Genomic DNA, 23489 nt, shown 5'->3' on the forward strand with positions numbered 1-23489 from the left:
TTGCCATGTCATTTTGTACAGCTGATTTTTTGTCTACAGTATTATAATTTTAAATCTTTTCTTTGGAATATAATAATTTGTGACATATAAGGATGCTAACGTATTTAAATCGTAAATCTTCTCCAAAGCTAGTGCAAAGTTTGCAAATTGGTCAATATGTGGTATGATATAAAAGCTAATTCAAGTAGCTTTTTTCTACGATATTTTATTTATATAAATTTAGGGCAATGACAGATACAAGAGAACGGTGAATTGTTGTCAGAGCTATGGAACAGAGTAAATGGTGTTGGAGGTATAATAAGGATAAAGGAGAAAAACCTTGATTTTACTAGGGTCTCAGCGGTTTAATTGGATCTCGTTATGATAATTTTTTATATTAGTTAAGGGGGACTGTTGTTTCAGTAATTGAATGGCTTCTTTGGAACTTGTTTTTGACTTAATCCTAAATCAGCGAAAAATTATCATAATAGGATTCAATTAGCCTGTGAATGACACCAGTCATTGCAGGCTTTTTGTCGTTCTAGAGAAAAAATATTATATAAGGCTTCAATAAATATGGAAGATTCAATAAATGGTAGATTTAGGATGAAATGAATTGTAAATTGAAAACGGTTATAGGCATTGAAGATTCTGTTGTTTGTATGCTTGATGAGTAGCAAAATGGGTAAAAGATTATGTTGCCTAGTACAGGCAAGAGCTTGAGCTTTTTAACAGTTGAAATAAAATTATATACTATCATGACGAAGAGTATATTACGCTTACTACTAAATAAGTAAGAATAAAAAAGAAATAAAATATCAATCTAAATAGAATGTATTATCCAAATAAAAAATATTTTTTGAGAGGAAGTAATAAATTATGAAAATTTCATTTTCACCTCCAGATGTAGGAGTTATGGAAGCAGAACAGGTAAAAAAGGCATTGATGTCTGGATGGATTACAACAGGTCCTAAGACAAAAGAACTTGAAAGACGGGTAGCAACATTCTGTGAAGTAGATCGTGCAGTATGTCTTGGTTCACAGACCGCTTGTGCAGAAATGACTTTACATCTTCTTGGAATTAAAAGTACAGATGAAGTCATCACTACCGCCTATACATATACAGCCAGTGCGTCTGTAGTTTGCCATGTAGGCGCAAAACTTGTAATGGTGGATACTCAGATAGATTCGTTGGAAATGGATTACGATAAACTGGCTGATGCCATTACAGAGAATACTAAGGTTATCATTCCTGTTGATCTTGGAGGTATTCCATGTGACTATAACAAGATTTTTGAAGTAGTCGAAAGTAAGAAGCATTTATTCCATCCGGAGAATGAAATCCAAAAGGCAATTGGCAGAGTTATTGTTATGGCAGACACGGCTCATGCATTTGGAGCAACATGGCACGGACAGCCTGCAGGAAGCTTTGCAGATTTTTCAAGCTTTAGTTTCCATGCAGTCAAGAATTTTACAACAGCAGAAGGTGGAGCAGTGACTTGGAAGTCTATTCCAGGAATTGATGATGAAGATATTTACCATCAGTATCAGTTGCTTTCACTTCATGGACAGTCAAAAGATGCGCTTGCAAAAACACAGTTAGGTGCTTGGGAATACGATATTATCGGTACTTGGTATAAATGCAATATGACAGATGTGCTTGCTGGCATTGGGATGGCACAGATGGAGAGATATCCGGAAATGTTGAAACGACGTAAGAACATTATTGCACGTTATGACGCTGCATTTAAACCGATAGGTGTTGAAGTACTTCCTCACTATACAGAAGAACACCAGTCTTCGGGACATTTATATATCACAAGAATCTCAGGTGCGACACTGGAACAGAGACAGGAAATTATTGTAAAGATGGCGGAAGCAGGAATTGCTTGTAATGTTCACTATAAACCACTTCCAATGATGACGGCTTACAAAAATCTCGGATTCGATATTATGGATTATCCGAATGCTTATGATCATTTTGTTAATGAGGTTACATTGCCATTACATACAAAACTGACCGATGAAGAAGTGGATTATATTATTGAGCAATACTCAAAAATTGTAAAAAAATATTTATAGAAATAGTAATTAGAAGGAGAAATATTATGCTTAAGAAGTGGGAACATCTTCCTAAATACATGCAGACGGAAGCAGTCAGACCATACTATGAAAAGCTGAAAAAGAAAAAAATTAGCCTTGCATTGAAGAGAATATTTGATGTGGTCATGTCTGTCTTTATGCTGATATTTCTCTCCCCTATGATGTTAATCATATCAATAGCGATTGTCATGGACTCAAAAGGCGGGGTATTCTTTCGGCAGGAAAGAATCACACAATATGGGAGAAAATTCCGTATTTTTAAGTTTAGAACCATGGTTGCAAATTCAGACAAATTAGGTTCACAAGTTACTGTAAAAAAAGACAGGAGAGTAACCAAAGTTGGGGCTGCAATCAGAAAGTATCGAATAGACGAACTACCGCAGCTGATTAACATATTTCTCGGCGATATGAGCTACGTGGGCACAAGACCCGAGGTCACGAAATATGTGAAACGATATACACCTGAAATGATGGCAACATTACTTCTTCCAGCTGGGGTAACTTCAGAAGCAAGTATTAAATATAAAGATGAAGAAAAACTTCTTGAGTCAACTCATAATATTGATGAGACATATGTAAAGGAAGTGTTGCCAAGGAAAATGGAGTATAATTTAGATAGTATTAATAAATTTAGTTTTGTAAATGAAATAATGACAATGATAAAAACCGTATTTGCGGTTATGAGGTGAAACAATTATGATAGATGGATTAGTATCAATTATCATGCCTTCGTGGAATACAGGAAGATTTATAGCGGAATCAATTGAGTCTGTTATAAACCAGACATATGCAAACTGGGAACTTTTAATAGTAGATGATTGTTCGACAGATAACACAAATGAGGTAGTAAGAAAATTTAATGATGATAGAATTAAATTTTTTAAAAATGAAAAAAATAGCGGAGCTGCAATTACTAGAAATCGTGCTCTCCGAGAAGCGAATGGGGAGTGGATTGCATTTTTGGATTCAGATGATTTATGGTTGCCTAAAAAATTAGAGCACCAAATCCTATTTATGAAGAAACATAATTTAATTTTTTCATATCATGATTATGTTAAAATTGATGAGGAGTCAAATCCTTTAAATATATATGTGACAGGACCAAAGATCGTTACAAAAAGAAAAATGTATAACTATGGATATCCGGGATGTCTGACATTCATGTACAGCGCGAAGGCTATGGGGACGATACAAATTAAGGATATCAAAAAAAATAATGACTACGCCATACTTCTGAAATTATGTAAAAAAGCTGACTGTTATTTGTTGAAAGAGAATCTCGCAAAATATCGTATTCGAAAGAAATCAATTTCACATGATAAACTGATTAAAAAACTAAAAAGTCATTATGATTTATTTCACTATTGCGATAAAAAACCAGTAATGGTAGCCATGTGGTTTGCGTGTTGGAATATGATATATGGTATTCAAAAGAAAAAAAAATATGAGCAAATAATTAGAGAGTGATGTGATTAAAATATGAAAGTTATTATTTTTTGTGTTAATTATAATTCATATGATGAATTAAATGTTTATTTGGATTCAATAGAATTAGCAACCAATGTACTGGAAAAAACAGATGATATTACAGTTTGTATTGCAGATAATTCAATAAAAGTAAAAGAATTGGATACATCTAAATACAATCAAATAACAGTGAAACAATATATTACAAATCAAAATCTTGGATATTTTGGTGGTATAATGCATTTAAGAGATGAATTAATTAATGAATTGGATGATTTTAATTATTTTGTTATATCAAATGTAGATTTAAAATTAAAAAATGATTTTTTCTTGAAATTGAAAAAGGAAGTTATTGCCGAAGATATAGGATGTATAGCTCCATCAATATATTCTATAGCAGAAGGGATAGATAGAAATCCAAAAGTCATTAATCGATATGAACTAAAAAAATTAAAAATATTAAGATTAATGTACAAATATCCAATTATTAATCAAGTGTATACAAAAATCTTTTATAAAAAAAGAAGGGATAAAATTCAAAATTATCCAAATGGATATATTTATGCACCGCATGGTTCTTTTATTCTTTTTACTAATGCGGCAAGACAATTTATTAAAGATTTAAAATATCCAGTTTTTTTATTTGGAGAGGAAATATATATTGCTGAAAAGTTAGATGAAATGCATTTAAAAGTATATTATAATAATAATTTAATAGTAGAAGATATGGATCATGTTAGTACAGGTAAAATGAAAAGCAAAGAGTATTATAAATATAATTATCTATCGATAGACATGATTATAAAGGAGTTTTACAATGAATAAAATAGAGAAAATTGTGTATGACTTAGTGAAGTCAAATCCTGCAATAAAAAATTTAATTAGAAACACGTATCAGTCTATGTTCGATTTGCTACCAGATAAGGAAGACTTTTTTAGAAAACAAACTGTTGTTAAGGAAGGATTCTTTTTTGGGTTTCATGATTGTAGTCCGTTTTCCCAAAATGAGAAATATATATTAGCAAATAAACTTTTAGTTGATCTTCATATGCCGGTTGAAAACGAAATGTTAGAAGTGGGTTATTGGAATAGCAATTTTTCAGAGTTTACAGTGGTAGACAAAACAAAGGCTTGGAATTACCATAAAGGATGTAGATTACAGTGGCTTGGAGAAACAAACGATAAATTTATTTTTAATGACTATGAGAATGAACATTATGTATCAAAAATATATTCGCTTTTGAAGAAAAACATAATAGTAGTTGATTTCCCAATAGACACTATTAGTTCAAATGGAAAGTATGCAACATCGTTTAGCTATGAACGGTTAAATAGGTATATGCCTGGCTATGGATATTTATTTAGTGATGAACCTTTCTTTGAAGAAAATAGTTCAGATAAAACGGGATTATATTTATGTGATATTGAAAATAATGAAAAAAAACTGATTGTTTCGTTAAGAGAATTATCTGAGATTATTCCGAATGAAACGATGAATGGCGCACATCACTTTGTCACACACACTCAGTTTTCACCAGATGGATCGAGAATTGCATTTTTGCATAGATGGACGTATGGTGATAATCCTGATAAAAGATACTCTAGGTTAGTTACCTGTAAATTAGATGGTTCTGATATTCGTGTATCATGTACCACTGGTATGGTATCACATTTTGATTGGAATCACAAACATGGAATTTTGGCATACTGCCAAGTAGATGGACAAGATGGACATTATATATTTCCAGATTATAAAATGGAATCAGCAAAAAGAGTTGGTGCAAGTTTGAATTCGGATGGACATCAATCATATGTTACGGATACAGATTATTTTGTTACGGATACCTATCCTGACAAACGTAGAAGAAGTAAAATTTATTTGGTTAATATAAAAACTGATGAAGTAGAGTTGCTTGTCGATGTAAAATCACCGAAAAAATTTCAATCACCTGATGTTTATCATCATTGGGCATGTGATTTACATCCTCGTATAAGTCCAGACGCAAACTGGTTGTGTTTTGATTCAAGCCATACTGGTTCGAGGGCACTTTGCTTGATGCCGTTAAATATGACAAAGGTAGATTGATATGAATATAAGTGTCGTAATTGCTACATATAATGGGGAAAAATACATCGAGGAACAATTAGAGAGCATCTTGGCTCAATCTGTTAGAGTTAATGAAATCATAATTTGCGATGATGCTTCTAGTGATGAAACACTCAAAATCTGTAACGATAAACTAGGCGGAGAAAATATAAAATACAGTATATTGCAACATGACATTAATCAGGGGGTTGTGTCGAGTTTTAAAGAAGCTTTATTTGCTTCAACAGGGGATATTGTGTTTTTTTGTGACCAAGATGATGTTTGGTTACCTAATAAGGTTGCTACTTTTATATCAAAATTTAAGGAAGAGAAAGATGTTGATTTGTTGTTTTCAAATGCATATATCACAAACGTCGACTTGAAGCCTACAGGAAAATATTTATGGGATACGATAAACTTTCGACCTTCACAGCAAGAGTTTGAAGAATGTTTGCAAATAGAAATGCTTAAAAGAAATATTTTTACGGGTATGTGCATGGCTCTCAGGCGTAATTTAATAGATGATAGTTTTTGGTTTAGCAAACATATGCTTCATGATGAGTGCATTGGATGGTATGCCTTAATGAAGGGTAGGGTCGATTATATAGATAAACCATTAGTTTATTATCGTCAGCATTCGAATAATGTTATAGGAGATTCTCGACATAGAAAATTTGTGAGCATTAAGGATACAGTTTATAATGTTCAAAAAAGTAATAATAGATATAAGAATAAATTCGCGGATGTTATGAATTTAGCTTCCCAAAATGAAGTGTTTGGTAAGGAACTTAAAAATGCGTATTCTTTTTATGAATGGAAATCCAATTTGTTGAATACATCAAGAATTATTTCACTAGCTCAAAGTATACATAACTGTTTAAATGGAACTTATGGGAAATATTCATCAAAAACAGAACATTCATTTATGAAGGATATATTTATTATATTATTTCATTAATGAAATAAAGTGAGGAGTAATACAATATATGTTTTCAGCAGGAATATTGATATTTGAAATTACAATACTTGTTATTGTCATGTTGAAATTCCCTAAATACAAAAGCATGAAGCTTTTTTTCTGCGTGGTTATAGCATTTTTATTATCGTTAATTATGGCAAATAGAAGTCTAGAAGTACCTGATACAAATTGGTACAATTATAGTTTTGAGCAAATAAGCACAAGCAATAATTATGGCTTTTCGTTTGTAAGTGATAATAGAAAATTTGGTTTTGAATATGGGTTTATCTGGTTTATTGTATTATTTAAAAAATTTATTTCGATAAATCCTAGAGTGTTTTTTTTCATGTCATCATTTTTTATTTGTATTTCTTGGTTATATGGACTTTTAAAAATAATTACGTATATTCATAGGAATGACAAAGATAGGTATGAGCTTAATTTGCCAATGCTATTCGTCATTTTTACATCATATTTTGGACTGTATTATTGTGGAATGACAATCAGAGCAGGTATAGCTATAGGATGTATGTTGATTGCATTTGCAAGATTTATTAATAAAAAGATACCAAGTGCAATTTTACTAACTATCATGGGGTTTAGTTTTCATAAATTGAGTATAATTACTATTATCGTATTTTTTATAATGATTTTTGCGCCAAAAATTGATAAGAAAATAATGCAAGTTGCTTGGTTTGTAGTAGGAATTCTAATGTTTGTAAATTTTTCTACTATATTATATACTTATTCGAGTACTATAATAGGATTTATTGTTGAAAAAATTCCTGCTTTTGATTATCTTCGATTTGTAAATGCAGCTGTTGGTGTAAATGAAGCTGGAAAAGCTGTTATGTTAGATTGGGCAATAGGAACAGTTACCTTATTTACAATCTATGATGAAGATGAAATTTATAGACTGTTTAATCCCTATTTTTATGGATTTATTATTATGCTTTTTTTGGCAACAATTCCAGGTTTCAGCCGAATCACAGATTTGTTTACGTTAATGAATGTACCTATGTTACATGAGGTTTATACTAGACGATCGATTTCTCGTTCATGGAAAATTATTTTGTTTTTTATAATTATAGTTGGTAACGCAGTAAGAGTAATTAATAGATTTGGTTGGATATGATGAGGTTAAAGAATGAATAAGGATGAAAAACTTTTATATGCATTAGAAATGATGAATAAAGAATTAAAAAATGTGTATGACTCAAAAGAATATGTTGAGGGGGAAAAAATTCTTAGGTGGAAAGAAATTATTAAAAATCATGAAATACTTTCTCATGTTTCAGGCTTTTTTAAACATCGTAAAGCTAGTAAAATTTATGATGTCCAAGAAACGGATAATATTTCAGAAAATGATTGGAAGAAATATCTTCACTTTGGAAATGAAAATCAAAAAGTTGTAATATATACATGTATCACAGGAGGTTATGATTCTCCTAAAGAGCCATTGCTTAAATTAAATAATATAGATTACATAATGTTTACAGATAGAATAGATAAAAATAAATTATCAAATTCATTGTGGAAAATTCATGAAATTCCCGAAAAATTACTTGATTATCCTAATATATTAATCAATCGGTATATAAAGATGCATCCACATGAATTGTTTGAGGATGAGTACAATTTGGCAATATATATTGATGGAAATGTACAAACAATTTCAGACATATCTGTATTTGGTGAAATGTTAAATAAGGAAATAGGAATAGCAGCCCATCAGCATCGATTTAGAGATTGTATATATCTTGAGGAAAAAACTTGTGAATTAAAGGGAAAAGGTAAAATAGAAGAAATGCGTAAACAGATTTTTTCATATGAAAAGCAAGGATTTCCACAACACTATGGAATGATTGAATGTACAGTAATGGTAACCTTATTAGAATCAAAAAAAGCAAAAGAGATTTATAATCAATGGTGGGATGAATTTTTGAAACAAGGAAGTTTAAGAGATCAACTATCTTTTCCTTTCATTTTATGGAAAAATAATATAAAAATATCCGAAGTGGGTACATTAGGGAAAAATTTGTATAAGAATACTAAAATAAGAGTTTACAGTCATTAATAGTAAAGTATAGGATGAAAACTATGATAAAGCATATTTTGGGTGATGTATATTTGTGTGTTTCAAATAGAGCATTTAGATTAGGAAAGATGGTCTGGTTGACCGTGAATACGAGAAGTAGATTTATTTCTTTCATATTGAGAAAGCGATTAAATCGGAAAGAACATATTGAAATTGGTGACAATGTAAAAATTGGGAATGATATATGGCTACCGCATCCATACGCGATAGTATTGGGGAATGGTTCGATTATTGGAAAGAAATGCAAAATATATCACGAAGTAACACTAGGTCAGAATAAAGGGCAATACCCAACAGTTAAAGACAATGTGATTATTTATCCCGGGGCGAAGATAGTAGGTGGAATAATTATAGGTGAAAACTCAATTATAGGTGCAAATTCATTTGTTAATAGTGATGTTCCAGCTAATGCTGTAGTTGGAGGTATACCAGCTAAAATATTAAAATATAGAGGGGATGAAAATGAATTCTATTAAAAAGAACTTTATTTACAATTCAATCTATCAGCTGCTGGTTATAGCAATGCCACTTATTACAACTCCATACATTTCCAGAGTATTAGGCGCAAATGGAATAGGTGTTTATTCTTATTCATATTCTGTTTCTCAATATTATGTTTTGTTCATAATGTTAGGATTGAATAATTATGGAAATAGAACAATAGCAAGCATTAGAAACGATAAAAAATTATTGAAAGAGAATTTTTGGAGTATATACTTCATGCAATTATTTTTAGGTATATCTGTTTCTTTAATATATTTTATTTACTGTTTCAGTATTGCAAGAAATACATTTGCTGCATTAATTATGTCTATTTACGTGATTTCTGCTTGCTTTGATATTAACTGGTTTTTATTTGGGATAGAAATGTTTAAGGCAACAGTAATCAGAAATACTTTAATTAAAGTATTAACAACAGCATGTATATTTATTTTTGTGCGTAACGCAGAAGATGTATACACATATTGTTTGATAATGGTGATGGGTATATTTTTAAGTCAAATTGCTTTATGGCCATACATAAAAAAAATAGTTCCTTTTTATTTTCCTTCATTTTCTGAAATAAAAGTGCATATAAAACCTAATTTAGTATTATTTTTAACCGTGATAGCAGTTAGTTTGTATAAGATCATGGATAAAATTATGCTTGGAATGTTATCGAATACATCACAAGTGGGATTTTATGAGTCAGCAGAAAGAATTATTCTTATTCCAACTTCACTTATTACTTCATTGGGAACAGTCATGCTTCCTAGAATGACAAATATGTTTGCAACTGAAAAAAATAGTGATAAAACAAAGAATTTGCTTTATAAAAGTATTGTCTTGGCTGCATTTTTATCAAGTTCAATGGCAGCTGGAATAATGGGAGTTTCAAAGGAATTTATTCCCATTTTTTATGGGTCTGGTTATGAGGAATGTATTAATTTATTTTTGATTTTATTACCAAGTTGTTTTTTCTTGGGATTCGGGAATGTATTGCGAACTCAATATTTGATTCCGAAAAAATTAGATAAAATATATGTTACATCTGCTTTTTTTGGCGCAGTAACTAATCTGATAGTAAATTCATTACTGATTCCAAAATACTTTGCAGTGGGAGCTGCTGTTGGAACATTGCTTTCAGAAATAGTGGTATGTGTGTATCAATCTTACATGATTCGAAAAAAAGTAGAATTGGGAAAATATATTTTTACAACTGTTCCGTTTTTGGTTTCTAGTGTTGTTATGTTTCTAATTATTTATAATTTCAATAGCAGTGATATAAGAATTATAGGGTTGCTGTTTTTGAAAATAGTTATTGGTGTGCTTATATATATTATAACTTTGTTGCTTCAAGCATTTATTTATACTAGAATAAGAAAAATATCAATTAAGGAATTAATTCATTGATTAATATTCTATATATGAAATCAATCAATGAATTGGTATAATATACAGAACTGCTGTAAAGTTGATTAAATATATGAGCACATAGAAAAGAAGCTTAAAATATTTTGGATGTTAGAGAAGATTAAATACAAAGAAGAAAAGTGATTTAAAGTGAAGAACGGAGTAAACAACCATGTTAAGAAATATAAAAATAAGTAATAAAACAATTTTAGTTACTGGGGCAGCTGGTTTTATTGGTTCGAATTTAATTTTGGATCTACTAAAAAAAGAATCAAATCTTAAAATAATCGGTGTAGATAATTTGAATGAGTATTATGATGTTAGTATTAAGGAGTGGAGACTTGCAGAAATAAAAAAGGAACTCGAAAATTATCCGACTTCATTGTGGAAATTTATAAAAGGCTCTATCTCAGATAAATTACTTGTTGATAAGATATTTAAAGAGCATAAACCTGATATTGTGGTGAATTTGGCAGCACAAGCTGGTGTACGTTATTCCATAACAAATCCAGATGATTATATTGAGTCTAATTTGATTGGATTCTACAATATTCTTGAAGCTTGCCGTCATTCTTATGACAATGCAGCAAAGGGAGTGGAACATTTAGTATATGCTTCTTCTTCCTCTGTGTATGGCACTAATAAAAAAGTTCCATATTCGGCGGATGATAAGGTGGATAATCCTGTTTCTTTATATGCAGCTACAAAGAAATCCAATGAATTGATGGCTCATGCTTATAGCAAGTTGTATAATATTCCATCTACCGGACTTCGATTCTTTACTGTGTATGGTCCTGCGGGAAGACCTGATATGGCATATTTTGGATTTACAAACAAATTATTAAAAGGTGAAACAATTCAGATTTTTAATTATGGAAATTGTAAACGAGATTTTACATATATAGATGATATTGTAGAAGGTGTGAAACGTGTAATGCAGGCACCTCCTGAAAAAAAGAAGGGAGAAGATGGACTACCAATTCCACCTTATAGAGTTTATAATATTGGAAATAATAAGCCGGAAAATCTGCTTGATTTCGTAACAATCCTTCAGGAAGAGCTGATTGGAGCAGAAGTGCTACCAGCAGACTATAATTTTGAGGCACATAAAGAATTGGTTGCAATGCAGCCGGGAGATGTTTCTGTCACTTATGCAGATACGACCCCATTAGAACGAGATTTTGGCTTTAAACCAAGTACGAATCTTCGTGAGGGGCTTCGCAGATTTGCCGAGTGGTATAAGAAGTTCTATCAGGTATAGGAACGCTTTAATGCATTGATTCAAAAAAATCATGCCATAAATTTATCCCAGAGCTACAACAATGCCCTGGGATGAAATTTTTAATCTCTCATGAAGAGATCCCTTGTATAGACTTTTTCTTTTACATCATCTAAGCTGGTGTCATATCTGTTAGCAATAATACTGTTGCTGATTTTCTTAAATTCATCCAAATTATTAATTATCTTTGAACCATAAAATGTGGTGCCATTTTCGAGCGTTGGTTCATAAATCACTACAGTTGCACCTTTGGCTTTGATTCGCTTCATAACACCTTGAATACTGCTTTGACGGAAGTTGTCACTGTTACTCTTCATTGTCAGCCGATATACACCAACAACCACTTCTTTTTCCTTAGCTGCGTCCCAGGAACTGTTTGCTTCATATGCCCCAGCAAGTTCTAACACACGGTCAGCAATGAAATCTTTTCTGGTTCTATTACTTTCTACGATAGCGCTTATCATGTTCTGAGGTACTTCATTATAGTTTGCAAGAAGCTGTTTTGTATCTTTTGGTAAGCAGTAACCGCCATAGCCAAAACTTGGGTTGTTATAGTGTGTTCCGATTCGTGGATCGAGACATACTCCGTTGATAATCGCCTGAGTATCTAATCCCTTTATCTCTGCATAAGTATCTAATTCATTGAAGTAGGAAACTCTTAGAGCCAGATAAGTGTTAGCAAAGAGTTTTACTGCTTCAGCTTCTGTAAACCCCATAAATAACGTATTAATATTTTCTTTTAAAGCACCTTCCTGGAGTAATGCAGCAAAAGTATGAGATGCCTTTACCAGTCTTTCATCTGATTTGTCGGTTGACATAATAATACGACTTGGATAAAGATTATCATATAGTGCTTTGGATTCTCTCAGGAATTCCGGACTAAAAATAATATTCTTTGTGTTGTATTTCTCACGGACGTTAGCAGTGAATCCGACGGGAATAGTGGATTTTATTACCATGATTGCATTAGGATTTACTCTATGGACCAGTTCTATTACAGTTTCCACAGCAGAAGTGTCAAAATAGTTCTTTTTGCTATCATAATTAGTTGGAGTAGCAATAACAACGAAGTCAGCATTTTTATAGGTTTCTTCTCCGTCAAGAGTGGCTGTCAGATCTAAGTCTTTTTCAGTCAAATATTGCTCAATATAATCATCTTGGATAGGAGATTTCTTATTATTAATCAGTTCCACTTTCTCTGGAATAATGTCAACGGCTGTTACATGGTTATGTTGTGCCAGCAGGGTAGCGATGGACAATCCAACATACCCAGTTCCAGCCACAGCAATATTCAGTGGAGAACATTTTTCTAAAGCATTTTCATTACTTTCATTAACAAAGAGAGAAGTTGGCTCAAAATCAAGCACTTCACCAAGACTTTCCAACTGTGGAATAGATGGTATATAATCCTGTGCTTCTAGACGGACAATCATTCCGCGGTTGATCCCTGTCAATTCCGATAATTGTTTTTGGGAAAGTTTTTTTTCTTTTCTGGTATCTAGGATCTGTTTTGCTAAAAGGGATAAAGATAATTTCTTCATTTGTGTGTTCCTTTCATTTTATAATGAAGGTCATTTAAAATGACTAAAAATGATACTCAATTTATAATTTAAAACTATATTATTATAACAAATTCAACTCAAAAATGCAATGAATATTATCAAAAAATGAAAATATAGCATATACAGAGAAATAAAAAAGTTATTTTAAATGACTAAAAACGTTTTGAGTATAGAAAAGAAAGAATGATTTTATAAAAATAGGGTATAAAACACAAAGTGTAGAAAAAATTAGGGCACGATCAGAATAGTTACAGAAATCTGGTTTATCTTTCGGAATAGAAGAACTGACATCATGTGATGCGATTGTTGACAGCTATCATAATGGAAATTCTTGTCGTAAATTGAACACATTTTTTGGCAGTACTTTAACAATGAGTATTTTTAATGGAAATGGCTGTGGAGATAGATAACACTCCTATTAAGGTTCATACATAGTAGAAAGTGGTAATAACGAATAATATTTTAAGATGTTATTTTCAATGGTAATTAGGGCGATTAACCAAATGCAGGCAGTATGATGAAATATATTTGAAATATTATATACCACTTATCTCAAATATTGTAAAACAGTAAAGTGAAGTGAGATAATATTGAAAAGAATATCTAAAACCGAATGTGTCTATTAGTATGTCGAGTTTGTATGAAAGGGAGCACTGATCATATTGTACTAATCTCCGTGAGGAAAAATTCGGAAAATAGGAATATCCTTAAAATTAGAGGAGTAATGCTTTCCAGATCCCTGTCATTATAAGACGCCTTAAGATTTTTCTCCTTCCAGCTGACGGGTATGGATATCTCCAAAATATCATCGACATTGGCACATATAGTACAGTGTTCTTTATGATAAGATCTAAAATATGAACATTTGTTATTTTGGGCTGAACGTTTCATGGTCAGCTTTTTTCTTTGATCAATCTCATAGAGGAATAGCTGTCATTTGAATTTTTCTTCTTCAAATTTTTAACGGTAGCTTTATAAAATTGGTGCTTCTGTGGAATGTTCTTTAATGAATTTTTTTATTTCTTGCTTTTAATGTCTGTAAAAAAGATTTAGTTACCAGATACTGTCGGTATAATGAATCTGTTGATTGATGTCATTTAGCTATCCTTCGATTTCTTTCAATTCTTCTCGAGAGGTAGTTGGTTTTTCGGCTTCTTCAAAGGATAGTTGCAGATTTTTCTTGGTGTTATATTCGTGTTCCTGTACATTGTTTTTGTTATCTGTTGTAGGATAGAAATCTTTATTTTTTGCGTATAGGTTGTAAGCGCTTAAATTTCAGCCGTTAGGCATAAAAAATGCCTCAGCCGGACTTTTATCCACCTGAAGCACCTTGACAATTCACATATGTTTAAACTTATTGATTACACATCGTTGTTCTGAACATCGACGCGTCGTTGAATTTCTGCTTTTACACTTTCATTCCATGGCGTAAGCTTCTCCAGTTCCTGATCTGTCATCTGGAAACTGGTCTGATGTTCAAACAGAAATGTTAGATAATGGTAAACGTTAATGTTGTTGGCTTTGGCCATTTCCACCATAGTATAGGCTATGGCGCTTGCCTGTGCTCCGGCAGGGGTATCGCAGAACAGCCATCCTTTTCTTCCAACTACGAACGGGCGAATGCAGTTTTCGGACAGATTATTTGAGAAACTGCAGCGTCCATCTTCCAGATAGTTGGAAAGATAATCCTTTCTGTTACGAATGTAGGTCACTGCCTTGTCCAGTCTGGAATTACGAACCGGGTCCTGCATCTCAAGCCACGACAAAAAGCCTTCAATGATCGGCTTTTCCTGTTTCAGCCGGGCTTCCTTGATGGCATCGAACGTTTTATATTTGTTTCGGATCTTGTTTTCCAGATCAAAGAGCTGATTGGTATACATGACTCCCTGCACTGCAGGCTGTGTATAATCCAGCTGTTTTCCTTTGGGAATTGCATCAATCAGGTATCTTCGGATGTGTGCCCAACAGGCAAGACGTGTTGCAGTTGTTACCTTGTTGTAACCGCTGTATCCATCGCACATCAGATAACCGTCGAATCCATCCAGAAAATCTACTGCTGTATCACCTGCTCTTGTTTCGGAATACTTGTAGATGATGATCGGATGCTCACCATCCTCACCGCTGCGGAACAGCCACATAAACGACTTTGTCTGTGCACGGCGTTCTGGTTCGTGAAGTACCTGTACCGGTGTCTTGTCAGCCATTGCAAACTTTCTTTCCAACAGTTTCCTGCGAAAAAAGTCATACATCGGAGTGAAGAAAGCATCCGAGTTTTTGATTACCCAGTTTGCCAGTGTAGCACGGCTGATTTTAGCACCAAGCCGGTCAAGATCCTGTGAGATTCTATATAAAGGCATGCCATTACAGAACTTCTGCTAAACCACCCATGCAACGGTAGATGCTGATGCCATACCATACATCATATGGGCTTTTCCATCCTTACCTTTAACAATGGTGGGAACCTCGGCATTCTTTTTGTACTCTTTGCAGGCATAGTTCACGCTGTAGTATTCTATGACTGTTGCTCTGGCAGGTACAATCTTAAGCTCACGGCGTACAAACTCTGTACCGATTGGAACCATTTCACCGCCGCATTTGCTGCAGACAAGATTCTCTTTGTCCGGTTCGAGCATTACTTTTTTTACAGGAAGACCTTTAAAACGCTCTTCGTTTGTAGAACGTTTCCGACGCTGTTTGGTTTCTTCAGAGGTTCCAGTGGCTGCATCAGGATTTTCCGGATCCGGAGAAACAGTGGCTTCTTCCTCAGCTTCGTTGAAGAGATTCATCTGACCCGGGATTTCACAGGTGCCTTTTTCGCTGGAAGAACCAAAAAGCTTCTTAGTCAGATAGTCCACCTGTTCTTTGAAGTTGTCACGTTCCTGCTGGATTGCTGCTTTTTCTTTTTGTACATCTTCGAGCGTTTTTCTGAGAAGTTTTGTTGTTTCCCTGAGTTCATTTACAAGGTCTTTTAACTCTCTCAGCTGTAAGTCTTTTGCATTCTGAGCCACTGTTTTCACCTCTTTTCTGACATTTATTATACCAGAAAAAGATGTGTTTTTACAGGAAAACAAGGCCTGAAAAATGTTGAAAATAAAGGGAAAAACAAGCTTTTCATGGGCATAATTCATTCCCTTTATGAAGACGTTTTTATGGCTTTTGGCTGGTCGATATCGATGCCTGACATGAGCCAGTCAAACTCCCTCCAGGTAAGATTTCTTACCTCCGATTTGTTTCTTGGCCAGCGGTAGCGACCCTGGGCAGTCAGTTTTTTGTAAATCATAACGATACCGTCAGATTCCTTCAGAATAGCTTTTATTCGGTCACTCTTTCTTCCAAAAAAAAGAAAGAGTGCATTCTCATCACTGTTCTTCGGAAACTGATCCTGGATAAGAGCCATCAGACCATCGATAGACTTTCTCATATCCGTATAGCCGGTCACGATGTAGATTGCATCGACCCCGGAGATATCCGCTAACATTGTGTCGGACGCAACATCCGGATGATCTGTTGAAGCAAAAATGGATCTGCCGAATTGCTGATCTTAATGGAAACGTCATCCATCTTAAGTTCGATCGTATGTGTATTGTCGAGGTGCATGGAAGGATCCATAGTCCGAACAATATCAGGCTGGAGTCCTTCAGATTGAATATCTATCTTAACCACATCCTGATGATTGGATGTTAAGTCAAGCTTGGTCGTGGTCGGTTTATCAACCGGATCTGGTATTGTGCAGGCTTTTCTTCTAAGCCGGGTTGCTGCATTGTAAAAACTGCTAACCGAAATCTGGTGTTGCCTGCACCGGGCGGCATCAGACAGGCCGCTTTGTCGACACTCTGTGATCAGTTCCATCCATTCTTTTAGAGAACGAGTGGGTGTATTAGCATTGCTCATGAAACTCCTCCGTAATTGTAGTAAAAGTCTATCTACTACCTGTTATGTATTGTAGTAAAAAACTATCACTATCATTATGATGGAATTTCTACCCAGTGTCGACCCGACCAAAATTTAAGCGCTTACTATAGGTTTCGCTTTGTTGCAGTTTACACAGTTTTGTTGGTTAACAGCTAACAAAATCTGAAATTCGTAAATTTGGACATATTAAAAAGATTGACAAAAGGATCAGATTTATAATAGGTAATTGCGAAACTCGCTAAGCTCGTTCGCAATCTTGAACCAAAACAAGGAAGAATTCGTGCTTTGCACGAATTCTGGAATGAAATGTGGATAACCGGACATTTTAGGCGCACTTTAATAAGCCATAGGCTTTATGGAGTTGGTAAGTCCTATGCAATGAGAGGTTTCAAGCTACGAATGTATTCATGATGTTTGATCTTATCTGCAAGGACAACAGTAATAAGCTGTGTGATGCCGGCAAGGATCAGATCAGCATGTAAAGTATTCTCGTTTTGAGTTCGGCGTCCTGCAAGACAAAGATTATCCTTGATGTGATTGATGTCTCTTTCAAGAACTGTCCTGATTTTGTAGGTGTTATCCCATTCTTTGGTTCCGCGGATTGTTCCGGGATAAGCACGAAGATTCTTTTCCGGATAGATGTAGACCATACGACCGTACGATGAAGAAGTACAAGGATTTTCACAACAACAAAGTCTGTGATATTTTCCGGTTGTATCATCCCGAACCCATTTGATTTTTGGACAGACGAATTTATATCTTGTCACGCCGCTACGAAGTTTGGAAGTACTTTCGTATTTCATGGATAAAGAAGAATCATTGGGACAACATGGAATACCGTCTTCATTGATGGTATAATCCTGATTTTCAAGTCCGGATCTTGCATTCAGAGGAATATAAGCTTTGGAGAAATGTTTGTTATCACCAAAAGTATTACCGGTAAGAAGGCTCTTATAGAGCCCTACGGTATCGAAAGCTGCATCACCAAGGAATGTTTTCGGATTGAACAGTGGAGTGGATGTTTGCAAAAGAAATCTTTCAGTGTTGGAATCAAAAGTTTTGAATCGTGAACACATTTATCTTCGTCAGGGGAATCGGATTTCTTTTCAACAACAATATCAGGATGAGACGTCATAAAGTCTTTGTTATAAAAAGAGATATGACGGATGATACCGAGACCGTTGGTGACAATGCCAAACTTGAAGACATAGCAAAAATGTCCATTGATATACAGTTGCTTGATTTCAGGATTTGCAGAAGCATGGGAAGGCATAGAACCGTAGGCAGCCTTATAAGGATCGTAGGGCTTATCAAAGCCAGGGGCTTTCGCATACGCTTTAAGTTGCTTGATGATTCGGTTAGCGTACTTTGGATTATTTTCGGTAACGAATGCTTCGATTCCAGAAGAATCAAAGATGGTCATATCCGCTTTTGTGGAATCGATGGCCTGGCAGATGGGTTCTGTAACATCAACAAGGTGATCGAATACGAGCTGCAAATCATCTGAAAAGTCCTGTTTGAAGCGAGTGATTTTGGAAGCATCGGGGACTTTGGTAAAACCACAGAATTCACGAAGTGGTTTTGAGTAAGCGAGAAAAGTCAAGAGAAGCTGGTCTGTAGGAATTGAGAAAATACGTTGAATGATCAAAGCCCACAGGAAAGCTTGCAAAGGGTATTTACGGGTTCTGCCCGTTGATGCATAAAAATGATTTCTGAAAGAAATCGGAATAATTTCATCGATGTCGATATGGGTTTCCAATAGAGAAAGAAACGCAGGTTTGTCATTATCAAATTTATTTTGGCAATCTTGAAAAATATCTGCCAAAGAAAGCTGTTTATATGGTATCATAGGTATCAGAATAACTCCTTTCTTGGATGGTGGTTTATAGTTTTTAGACAACTCTATTGTACCATATCCAGTGAGGAGTTATTTGATTTTTAGAAACAAAAAATGCCGTATTTATGCGGCTTGTGGCGTTTCGCAAATGCCTAAGATTTATAATTATATGAGGAGTCAAAGGTGGTAGCGCCGTTGCAATTTAATTGAGTATCAGATGACATAAGGGGCATTAAGTGTCTTATTAAGTTCTGGATTATGAGAAATGATAGCTGAATTGGACATGATTGTCCACATTGCGGATTTGAATTCTTCCATATTTTTTAAGGGAGAAGGAATATCTGTGATCCCATCTCGGAGAGACTGCTTCTGAGTCTGAAGGATTGTCTTCCATAGCTTTCTGTCATCTGTATTAATTTGTTTATTCTAATTTTTGTTGCACGCTTTTCAACCAGTATTTTATATTATATATTTTTTAGTAAAGAAAGAAATAATCATTGTAAAAATATGTAGATCAAGGAACTGTTGAACGAATTTTACAGCGTCGACGATAAAAGTTTTTACAATAAAAGAAAATGAATAACAATGTAACGAATTTGGCAGTCATGGATAGAGTTCCGGGGGGCTAAGCAATAAATAAGATACGAGGTTTGGCACTGCATACTTATAATTTATTATTGAAATTAAGAAACATTTCGAGAACAGTATTTTATATGTTATTAAATAACTGATTTAGTTTTTCTGCTTCTTATTTACTTGGTAGATATTGATATCATTTGCTCAACTGAGATTTTCAGATAACAGCATGTCAGTAGGTTTTGTATATGAAGAAGCTATATTTATTAATACAAGATATAATACTTGGTGTATTCTTATTAAAATACTCTTCCCTATTCTTTACAATATAAAAGCAAACTGTTATAATCACAATGCAGAGAACCCCAAATTTTGCATTTGCATAGCGGTGAAATAATATATGGGAATAATACTAATAAAAGAGAAAGGAAATATAGTGCTTTTTTAGAAAAGCATTATAAAAGAGAAAATGTTTTTAAGTGAGGATCATAGAAAAAAAATAGAACAGAGAGAAATTGGAGCTTCCGAATTGTTTTTTTATTTTCTATCAAAGCGCAAATCTTTTGTTGTAGTTTCATTAGTTTTTGTAATTTTGTTTAATAGTATCTATTTTATAAAGAATATTAAATCTGATAAAAGCAATTTATCAGAGAAAGTTACAGAAGAATCTCTGACAAAGGAAGAACAAGAAAATGTTGAGAATATGAGACTGATGAAGAGACAGTTAAAATCTTTAATAAAATATAAAAATAATTCAGAACTCATGAAGATAAATGCTTATCGGCAATTTAAAGTAACTTTGCAGTATAGTATAAAAAGTATAAAAGATGATAGTGGGACTATTTCAGAAGCTTATCAAACATATATAAAGGGAGGAACTCTAGTTAATGAAATAGCCCCCAAACTTAATTATGAACAGGAAGTATTAGGAGAGCTAATAACTGTTTATGGTTCGGAAAAAGAAAGAACAAAAAATTCTGAGACTACTTTTAAAGTTGAAGTCATTCACTATAGCAAAAGTAAGTGCAAACAAATTGCAGAAATGGTAGATGTAAGTATCAAGAAACACAAATTTACTACATTAATGCAAAGTTATAAACTAGTTATGTTGTCTAGAAGTTCAAAAATAGATATAAATATGGAGCTTCAGAAATATCAGGACGATATAATTAATTCTATAACTACAAAGCAGACAGGGATAGAAACATTGGAAACAACTTTAAGTTCTAATGCAAAATTTGTCTTGGAAAAGGAAGAAAATAAAAAAAATGAGGATAAAAACAAAATATATAAAGTGTTTAACATAAAGTATACTTTTGTAGGAATATGCTCAGCCATTCTACTGTTGTGTATGGCATATTTTATTAAGTATACTCATGATTTCTCTCTAAAACATGAGTATGAATTGAGAGATATTTTTGGGCTTAAATTATTTGGGATCTTAAATGAACAAACAATTTCGGAAATAACAATGTTTTGTAAAAAGTCTGGAGTTGTTAAATTGTATATCATGACAAACTTTACTGGAGATTATATTCGAAAGTTAGTGGATATTTTAGGAAAGGAAGGTATAATTGCTGAGGCAGGAAAAAGCATTTTAACAGAAAAGGATAGCTTAAAAAAGGCATTAGAATTTGAAAATATATTATTAATTGAGAAAGTTGGAATTTCAGATTACCGAAATATTGCGTTAGAAATCGAAAAATGTGAAAATTTAAATATTAATATTTTGGGATCAGCAGTTCTAAAATAATATAACAAAAGAATAATAATCAGTTAAATTTGATACAAGTTACAAAAAATTAGGGAGAGAGAAATGAAATTTGAAAGCATTACTATAAGGAGGATGAGCCTATTTATATTCGATATAATTTCAATTTTTATTGCGGCTTATGGAGCGTTATGGATACGTTTTAACGGACAAATTGAATTATATTATCTCCAGGCACTAAATAAATATATATATTTAGTTGTTATTTTATGTATATTTATATTTATATTTATGAAATTTTACACTAGTCTATGGCTCTATGCTAGTATTTATGAACTGAGGAATATAATTATTGGTAATCTAATGACGACAGCTTTCAATATGGTTATGTTTGTTTTATTGGGCGTTAATATGTTTCGGTCATGGTACTTTATTTTCTCCCTAATTTTGACAGCTTTAACGGGAGGAGTACGATTTTTTTATCGGTTTGTTCGATTATATTTGCAGGAAAGAGGGCTATTCAAAAGGTCTCATAAAGATGCAAGTAAAATTATGATTATTGGTGCTGGAGAAGCAGGTAACCAGATTGCAAAAGAGATTGCTGGATCAGATAAGATTAATAAAACTGTGGTATGTTTTATTGATGATATGGAGACGAAACAAGGAAGATATTTGCAGGGGAAAAAGGTTGTTGGAAAACGTGATAAGATTGTAGAGACGGCTGAAAAATATGAAATTGATGAGATATATATAGCAATTCCGAGTATTACTGGATTGGAAAGAAAAGAAATCATTGATATCTGCAGTCAGACAGATTGCAAAATAAAAGTTTTGCCAGGAATGTACAAAATTTTAAATGGTGATGTGAGTGTCAGTGCTCTAAGAAATGTTGAAATTGAGGATTTACTGGGAAGAGATCAAATCAAGATCAATACTGAAGAAATTATGGGGTACGTAAATAATAAAGTTGTTATGGTGACTGGTGGAGGAGGGTCTATTGGGAGTGAACTTTGCAGGCAAATTGCTAAGCATGGACCTAAACAGTTGTTGTTAATTGATATATATGAAAACAATGCCTATGATATTCAGCAGGAGTTGATCCGCAAATATCCTATGCTGGATTTAAAAGTGTTAATAGCATCAGTTCGGAATTCAAAAAAAATAGATAAATTGTTTGCAAAATATCATCCAGATATTGTTTATCATGCAGCAGCTCATAAACATGTTCCACTGATGGAGGATTCGCCTAATGAGGCAGTAAAAAATAATGTGTTTGGAACTTTCCACGTTGCAAAAGCAGCAGATAAATATGGATCAGAGAAATTCATTTTAATTTCAACTGATAAAGCTGTAAATCCCACGAACATTATGGGAGCGACCAAACGAATATGTGAAATGATTGTACAAACTTTTGGGCGAAAATCAAAGACAGAATTTGTGGCAGTCCGCTTTGGAAATGTGCTCGGCTCAAATGGATCAGTAATACCTTTATTTAAAAAGCAAATAGAAGAAGGAGGACCTGTTACAGTTACTCATCCAGATATTATTAGATATTTTATGACAATTCCTGAGGCTGTTTCCCTTGTGCTGCAGGCAGGAGCTTATGCAAAGGGGGGAGAAATTTTTGTATTGGATATGGGAGAACCAGTTAAAATATTGGATTTGGCAACTAATTTAATCAAATTTTCTGGTTATACTCCTGACGTTGATATCAAAATAGAGTTTACAGGCCTTCGACCGGGAGAAAAACTTTATGAGGAATTGTTGATGGGTGAAGAAGGGATGAAAACGACACCTAATAAATTGATTAAAATAGGAAAACCAATCAACATTGATAAAAATAGGTTAATGAGTTCATTAAAAATATTGTATGATGCTGCATATTCTGAAACAGAAAGTATAAAAGAATTTGTTGGTGATTTAGTGGATACATATAAAATAGAAAAGTGAATCCGAAGATAGTGTTTTTACTAAAAAGATGATATAATGACAAAGTTAGGATACAAATGGTTACTATGAGAGAGGAGA

16 protein-coding genes and 2 pseudogenes are annotated in these 23489 nt (G+C 33.3%); 13 read left to right on the forward strand and 5 right to left on the reverse strand.

Features of this window, described 5'->3' with window-relative positions; genetic code table 11:
- The first annotated feature begins 858 nt into the window (after positions 1–858).
- From QGT46_RS04555 to QGT46_RS04605, 11 genes are all read left to right on the forward strand, one after another.
- Entirely contained in the window at positions 859–2061 is a 1203-nt protein-coding gene (locus tag QGT46_RS04555; protein ID WP_148458634.1) for a DegT/DnrJ/EryC1/StrS family aminotransferase, read from the forward strand.
- Positions 2062–2087: 26 nt separating this feature from the next.
- Complete coding sequence (locus QGT46_RS04560) at positions 2088–2771, forward strand: sugar transferase (RefSeq protein ID WP_148458633.1); 684 nt, start codon at positions 2088–2090, stop codon at positions 2769–2771.
- A gap of 7 nt (positions 2772–2778) precedes the next feature.
- Positions 2779–3549, forward strand: a complete 771-nt coding sequence (locus QGT46_RS04565; protein WP_148458632.1) for a glycosyltransferase family 2 protein — start codon at positions 2779–2781, stop codon at positions 3547–3549.
- Between the two features lie 12 nt (positions 3550–3561).
- Positions 3562–4374, forward strand: a complete 813-nt coding sequence (locus QGT46_RS04570; RefSeq protein WP_148458631.1) for a hypothetical protein — start codon at positions 3562–3564, stop codon at positions 4372–4374.
- Positions 4367–5635, forward strand: a complete 1269-nt coding sequence (locus QGT46_RS04575; RefSeq protein ID WP_148458630.1) for a hypothetical protein — start codon at positions 4367–4369, stop codon at positions 5633–5635. Before QGT46_RS04570 ends, QGT46_RS04575 begins: the two co-directional genes overlap by 8 nt.
- A 1-nt stretch (position 5636) precedes the next feature.
- Positions 5637–6593, forward strand: a complete 957-nt coding sequence (locus tag QGT46_RS04580; protein WP_148458629.1) for a glycosyltransferase family 2 protein — start codon at positions 5637–5639, stop codon at positions 6591–6593.
- Positions 6594–6621: 28 nt separating this feature from the next.
- Entirely contained in the window at positions 6622–7728 is a 1107-nt protein-coding gene (locus tag QGT46_RS04585) for an EpsG family protein (RefSeq protein WP_148458628.1), read from the forward strand.
- 12 nt (positions 7729–7740) lie between these two features.
- A complete protein-coding gene (locus QGT46_RS04590; protein ID WP_148458627.1) occupies positions 7741–8670 on the forward strand; it encodes a glycosyltransferase domain-containing protein in 930 nt (309 codons plus the stop codon).
- A 23-nt stretch (positions 8671–8693) separates the two neighbouring features.
- Entirely contained in the window at positions 8694–9167 is a 474-nt protein-coding gene (locus tag QGT46_RS04595) for a serine O-acetyltransferase (protein WP_270430850.1), read from the forward strand.
- Complete coding sequence (locus tag QGT46_RS04600; RefSeq protein ID WP_301589772.1) at positions 9154–10584, forward strand: flippase; 1431 nt, start codon at positions 9154–9156, stop codon at positions 10582–10584. Before QGT46_RS04595 ends, QGT46_RS04600 begins: the two co-directional genes overlap by 14 nt.
- A 172-nt stretch (positions 10585–10756) precedes the next feature.
- Entirely contained in the window at positions 10757–11845 is a 1089-nt protein-coding gene (locus QGT46_RS04605) for an NAD-dependent epimerase/dehydratase family protein (RefSeq protein ID WP_270430847.1), read from the forward strand.
- Between the two features lie 80 nt (positions 11846–11925).
- On the opposite strand, the gene QGT46_RS04610 is transcribed toward QGT46_RS04605, so the two are convergent.
- The 5 genes and pseudogenes from QGT46_RS04610 to QGT46_RS04635 all read right to left on the reverse strand — a co-directional run bounded on the left by QGT46_RS04610 (position 11926) and on the right by QGT46_RS04635 (position 19186).
- Complete coding sequence (locus QGT46_RS04610) at positions 11926–13404, reverse strand: nucleotide sugar dehydrogenase (RefSeq protein ID WP_148458624.1); 1479 nt, start codon at positions 13402–13404, stop codon at positions 11926–11928.
- A 1382-nt stretch (positions 13405–14786) separates the two neighbouring features.
- Positions 14787–16433: pseudogene (gene tnpC, locus QGT46_RS17470) on the reverse strand (IS66 family transposase).
- 125 nt (positions 16434–16558) lie between these two features.
- Entirely contained in the window at positions 16559–16903 is a 345-nt protein-coding gene (gene tnpB, locus QGT46_RS04625) for an IS66 family insertion sequence element accessory protein TnpB (protein WP_148458623.1), read from the reverse strand.
- Positions 16897–17316, reverse strand: coding sequence for an IS66 family insertion sequence element accessory protein TnpA (tnpA, locus tag QGT46_RS04630; RefSeq protein ID WP_148458622.1), 420 nt, complete (start codon positions 17314–17316; stop codon positions 16897–16899). The genes tnpB and tnpA overlap by 7 nt, the downstream gene beginning before the upstream one ends.
- Positions 17317–17708: 392 nt before the next feature.
- Positions 17709–19186 (reverse strand): annotated as a pseudogene (locus QGT46_RS04635) (transposase).
- A 1033-nt stretch (positions 19187–20219) separates the two neighbouring features.
- Here QGT46_RS04635 and QGT46_RS04640 point away from each other — a divergent pair.
- Both QGT46_RS04640 and QGT46_RS04645 read left to right on the forward strand, forming a co-directional pair.
- On the forward strand, positions 20220–21503 hold the full coding sequence (locus QGT46_RS04640; protein ID WP_148458621.1) for a hypothetical protein: 1284 nt from the start codon (positions 20220–20222) through the stop codon (positions 21501–21503).
- Between the two features lie 63 nt (positions 21504–21566).
- The gene (locus QGT46_RS04645) at positions 21567–23411 is read left to right on the forward strand and encodes a polysaccharide biosynthesis protein (RefSeq protein WP_148458620.1); all 1845 of its coding nucleotides are present in this window, start codon (positions 21567–21569) and stop codon (positions 23409–23411) included.
- Positions 23412–23489: the final 78 nt, after the last annotated feature.

It is taken from the genome of Anaerostipes faecis (assembly GCF_910574135.1).
Lineage (GTDB): Bacteria > Bacillota > Clostridia > Lachnospirales > Lachnospiraceae > Anaerostipes > Anaerostipes hominis.

What these genes read in the sequence shown, in the direction of transcription:
- QGT46_RS04555 (WP_148458634.1), top strand. Translation starts at nt 859, where the DNA reads ATGAAAATTTCATTTTCACCTCCAGATGTAGGAGTTATGGAAGCAGAA.
- QGT46_RS04560 (WP_148458633.1), top strand. Translation starts at nt 2,088, where the DNA reads ATGCTTAAGAAGTGGGAACATCTTCCTAAATACATGCAGACGGAAGCA.
- QGT46_RS04565 (WP_148458632.1), top strand. Translation starts at nt 2,779, where the DNA reads ATGATAGATGGATTAGTATCAATTATCATGCCTTCGTGGAATACAGGA.
- QGT46_RS04570 (WP_148458631.1), top strand. Translation starts at nt 3,562, where the DNA reads ATGAAAGTTATTATTTTTTGTGTTAATTATAATTCATATGATGAATTA.
- QGT46_RS04575 (WP_148458630.1), top strand. Translation starts at nt 4,367, where the DNA reads ATGAATAAAATAGAGAAAATTGTGTATGACTTAGTGAAGTCAAATCCT.
- QGT46_RS04580 (WP_148458629.1), top strand. Translation starts at nt 5,637, where the DNA reads ATGAATATAAGTGTCGTAATTGCTACATATAATGGGGAAAAATACATC.
- QGT46_RS04585 (WP_148458628.1), top strand. Translation starts at nt 6,622, where the DNA reads ATGTTTTCAGCAGGAATATTGATATTTGAAATTACAATACTTGTTATT.
- QGT46_RS04590 (WP_148458627.1), top strand. Translation starts at nt 7,741, where the DNA reads ATGAATAAGGATGAAAAACTTTTATATGCATTAGAAATGATGAATAAA.
- QGT46_RS04595 (WP_270430850.1), top strand. Translation starts at nt 8,694, where the DNA reads ATGATAAAGCATATTTTGGGTGATGTATATTTGTGTGTTTCAAATAGA.
- QGT46_RS04600 (WP_301589772.1), top strand. Translation starts at nt 9,154, where the DNA reads ATGAATTCTATTAAAAAGAACTTTATTTACAATTCAATCTATCAGCTG.
- QGT46_RS04605 (WP_270430847.1), top strand. Translation starts at nt 10,757, where the DNA reads ATGTTAAGAAATATAAAAATAAGTAATAAAACAATTTTAGTTACTGGG.
- QGT46_RS04610 (WP_148458624.1), bottom strand. Translation starts at nt 13,404, where the DNA reads ATGAAGAAATTATCTTTATCCCTTTTAGCAAAACAGATCCTAGATACC.
- tnpB (WP_148458623.1), bottom strand. Translation starts at nt 16,903, where the DNA reads ATGTTAGCGGATATCTCCGGGGTCGATGCAATCTACATCGTGACCGGC.
- tnpA (WP_148458622.1), bottom strand. Translation starts at nt 17,316, where the DNA reads ATGAGCAATGCTAATACACCCACTCGTTCTCTAAAAGAATGGATGGAA.
- QGT46_RS04640 (WP_148458621.1), top strand. Translation starts at nt 20,220, where the DNA reads ATGTTTTTAAGTGAGGATCATAGAAAAAAAATAGAACAGAGAGAAATT.
- QGT46_RS04645 (WP_148458620.1), top strand. Translation starts at nt 21,567, where the DNA reads ATGAAATTTGAAAGCATTACTATAAGGAGGATGAGCCTATTTATATTC.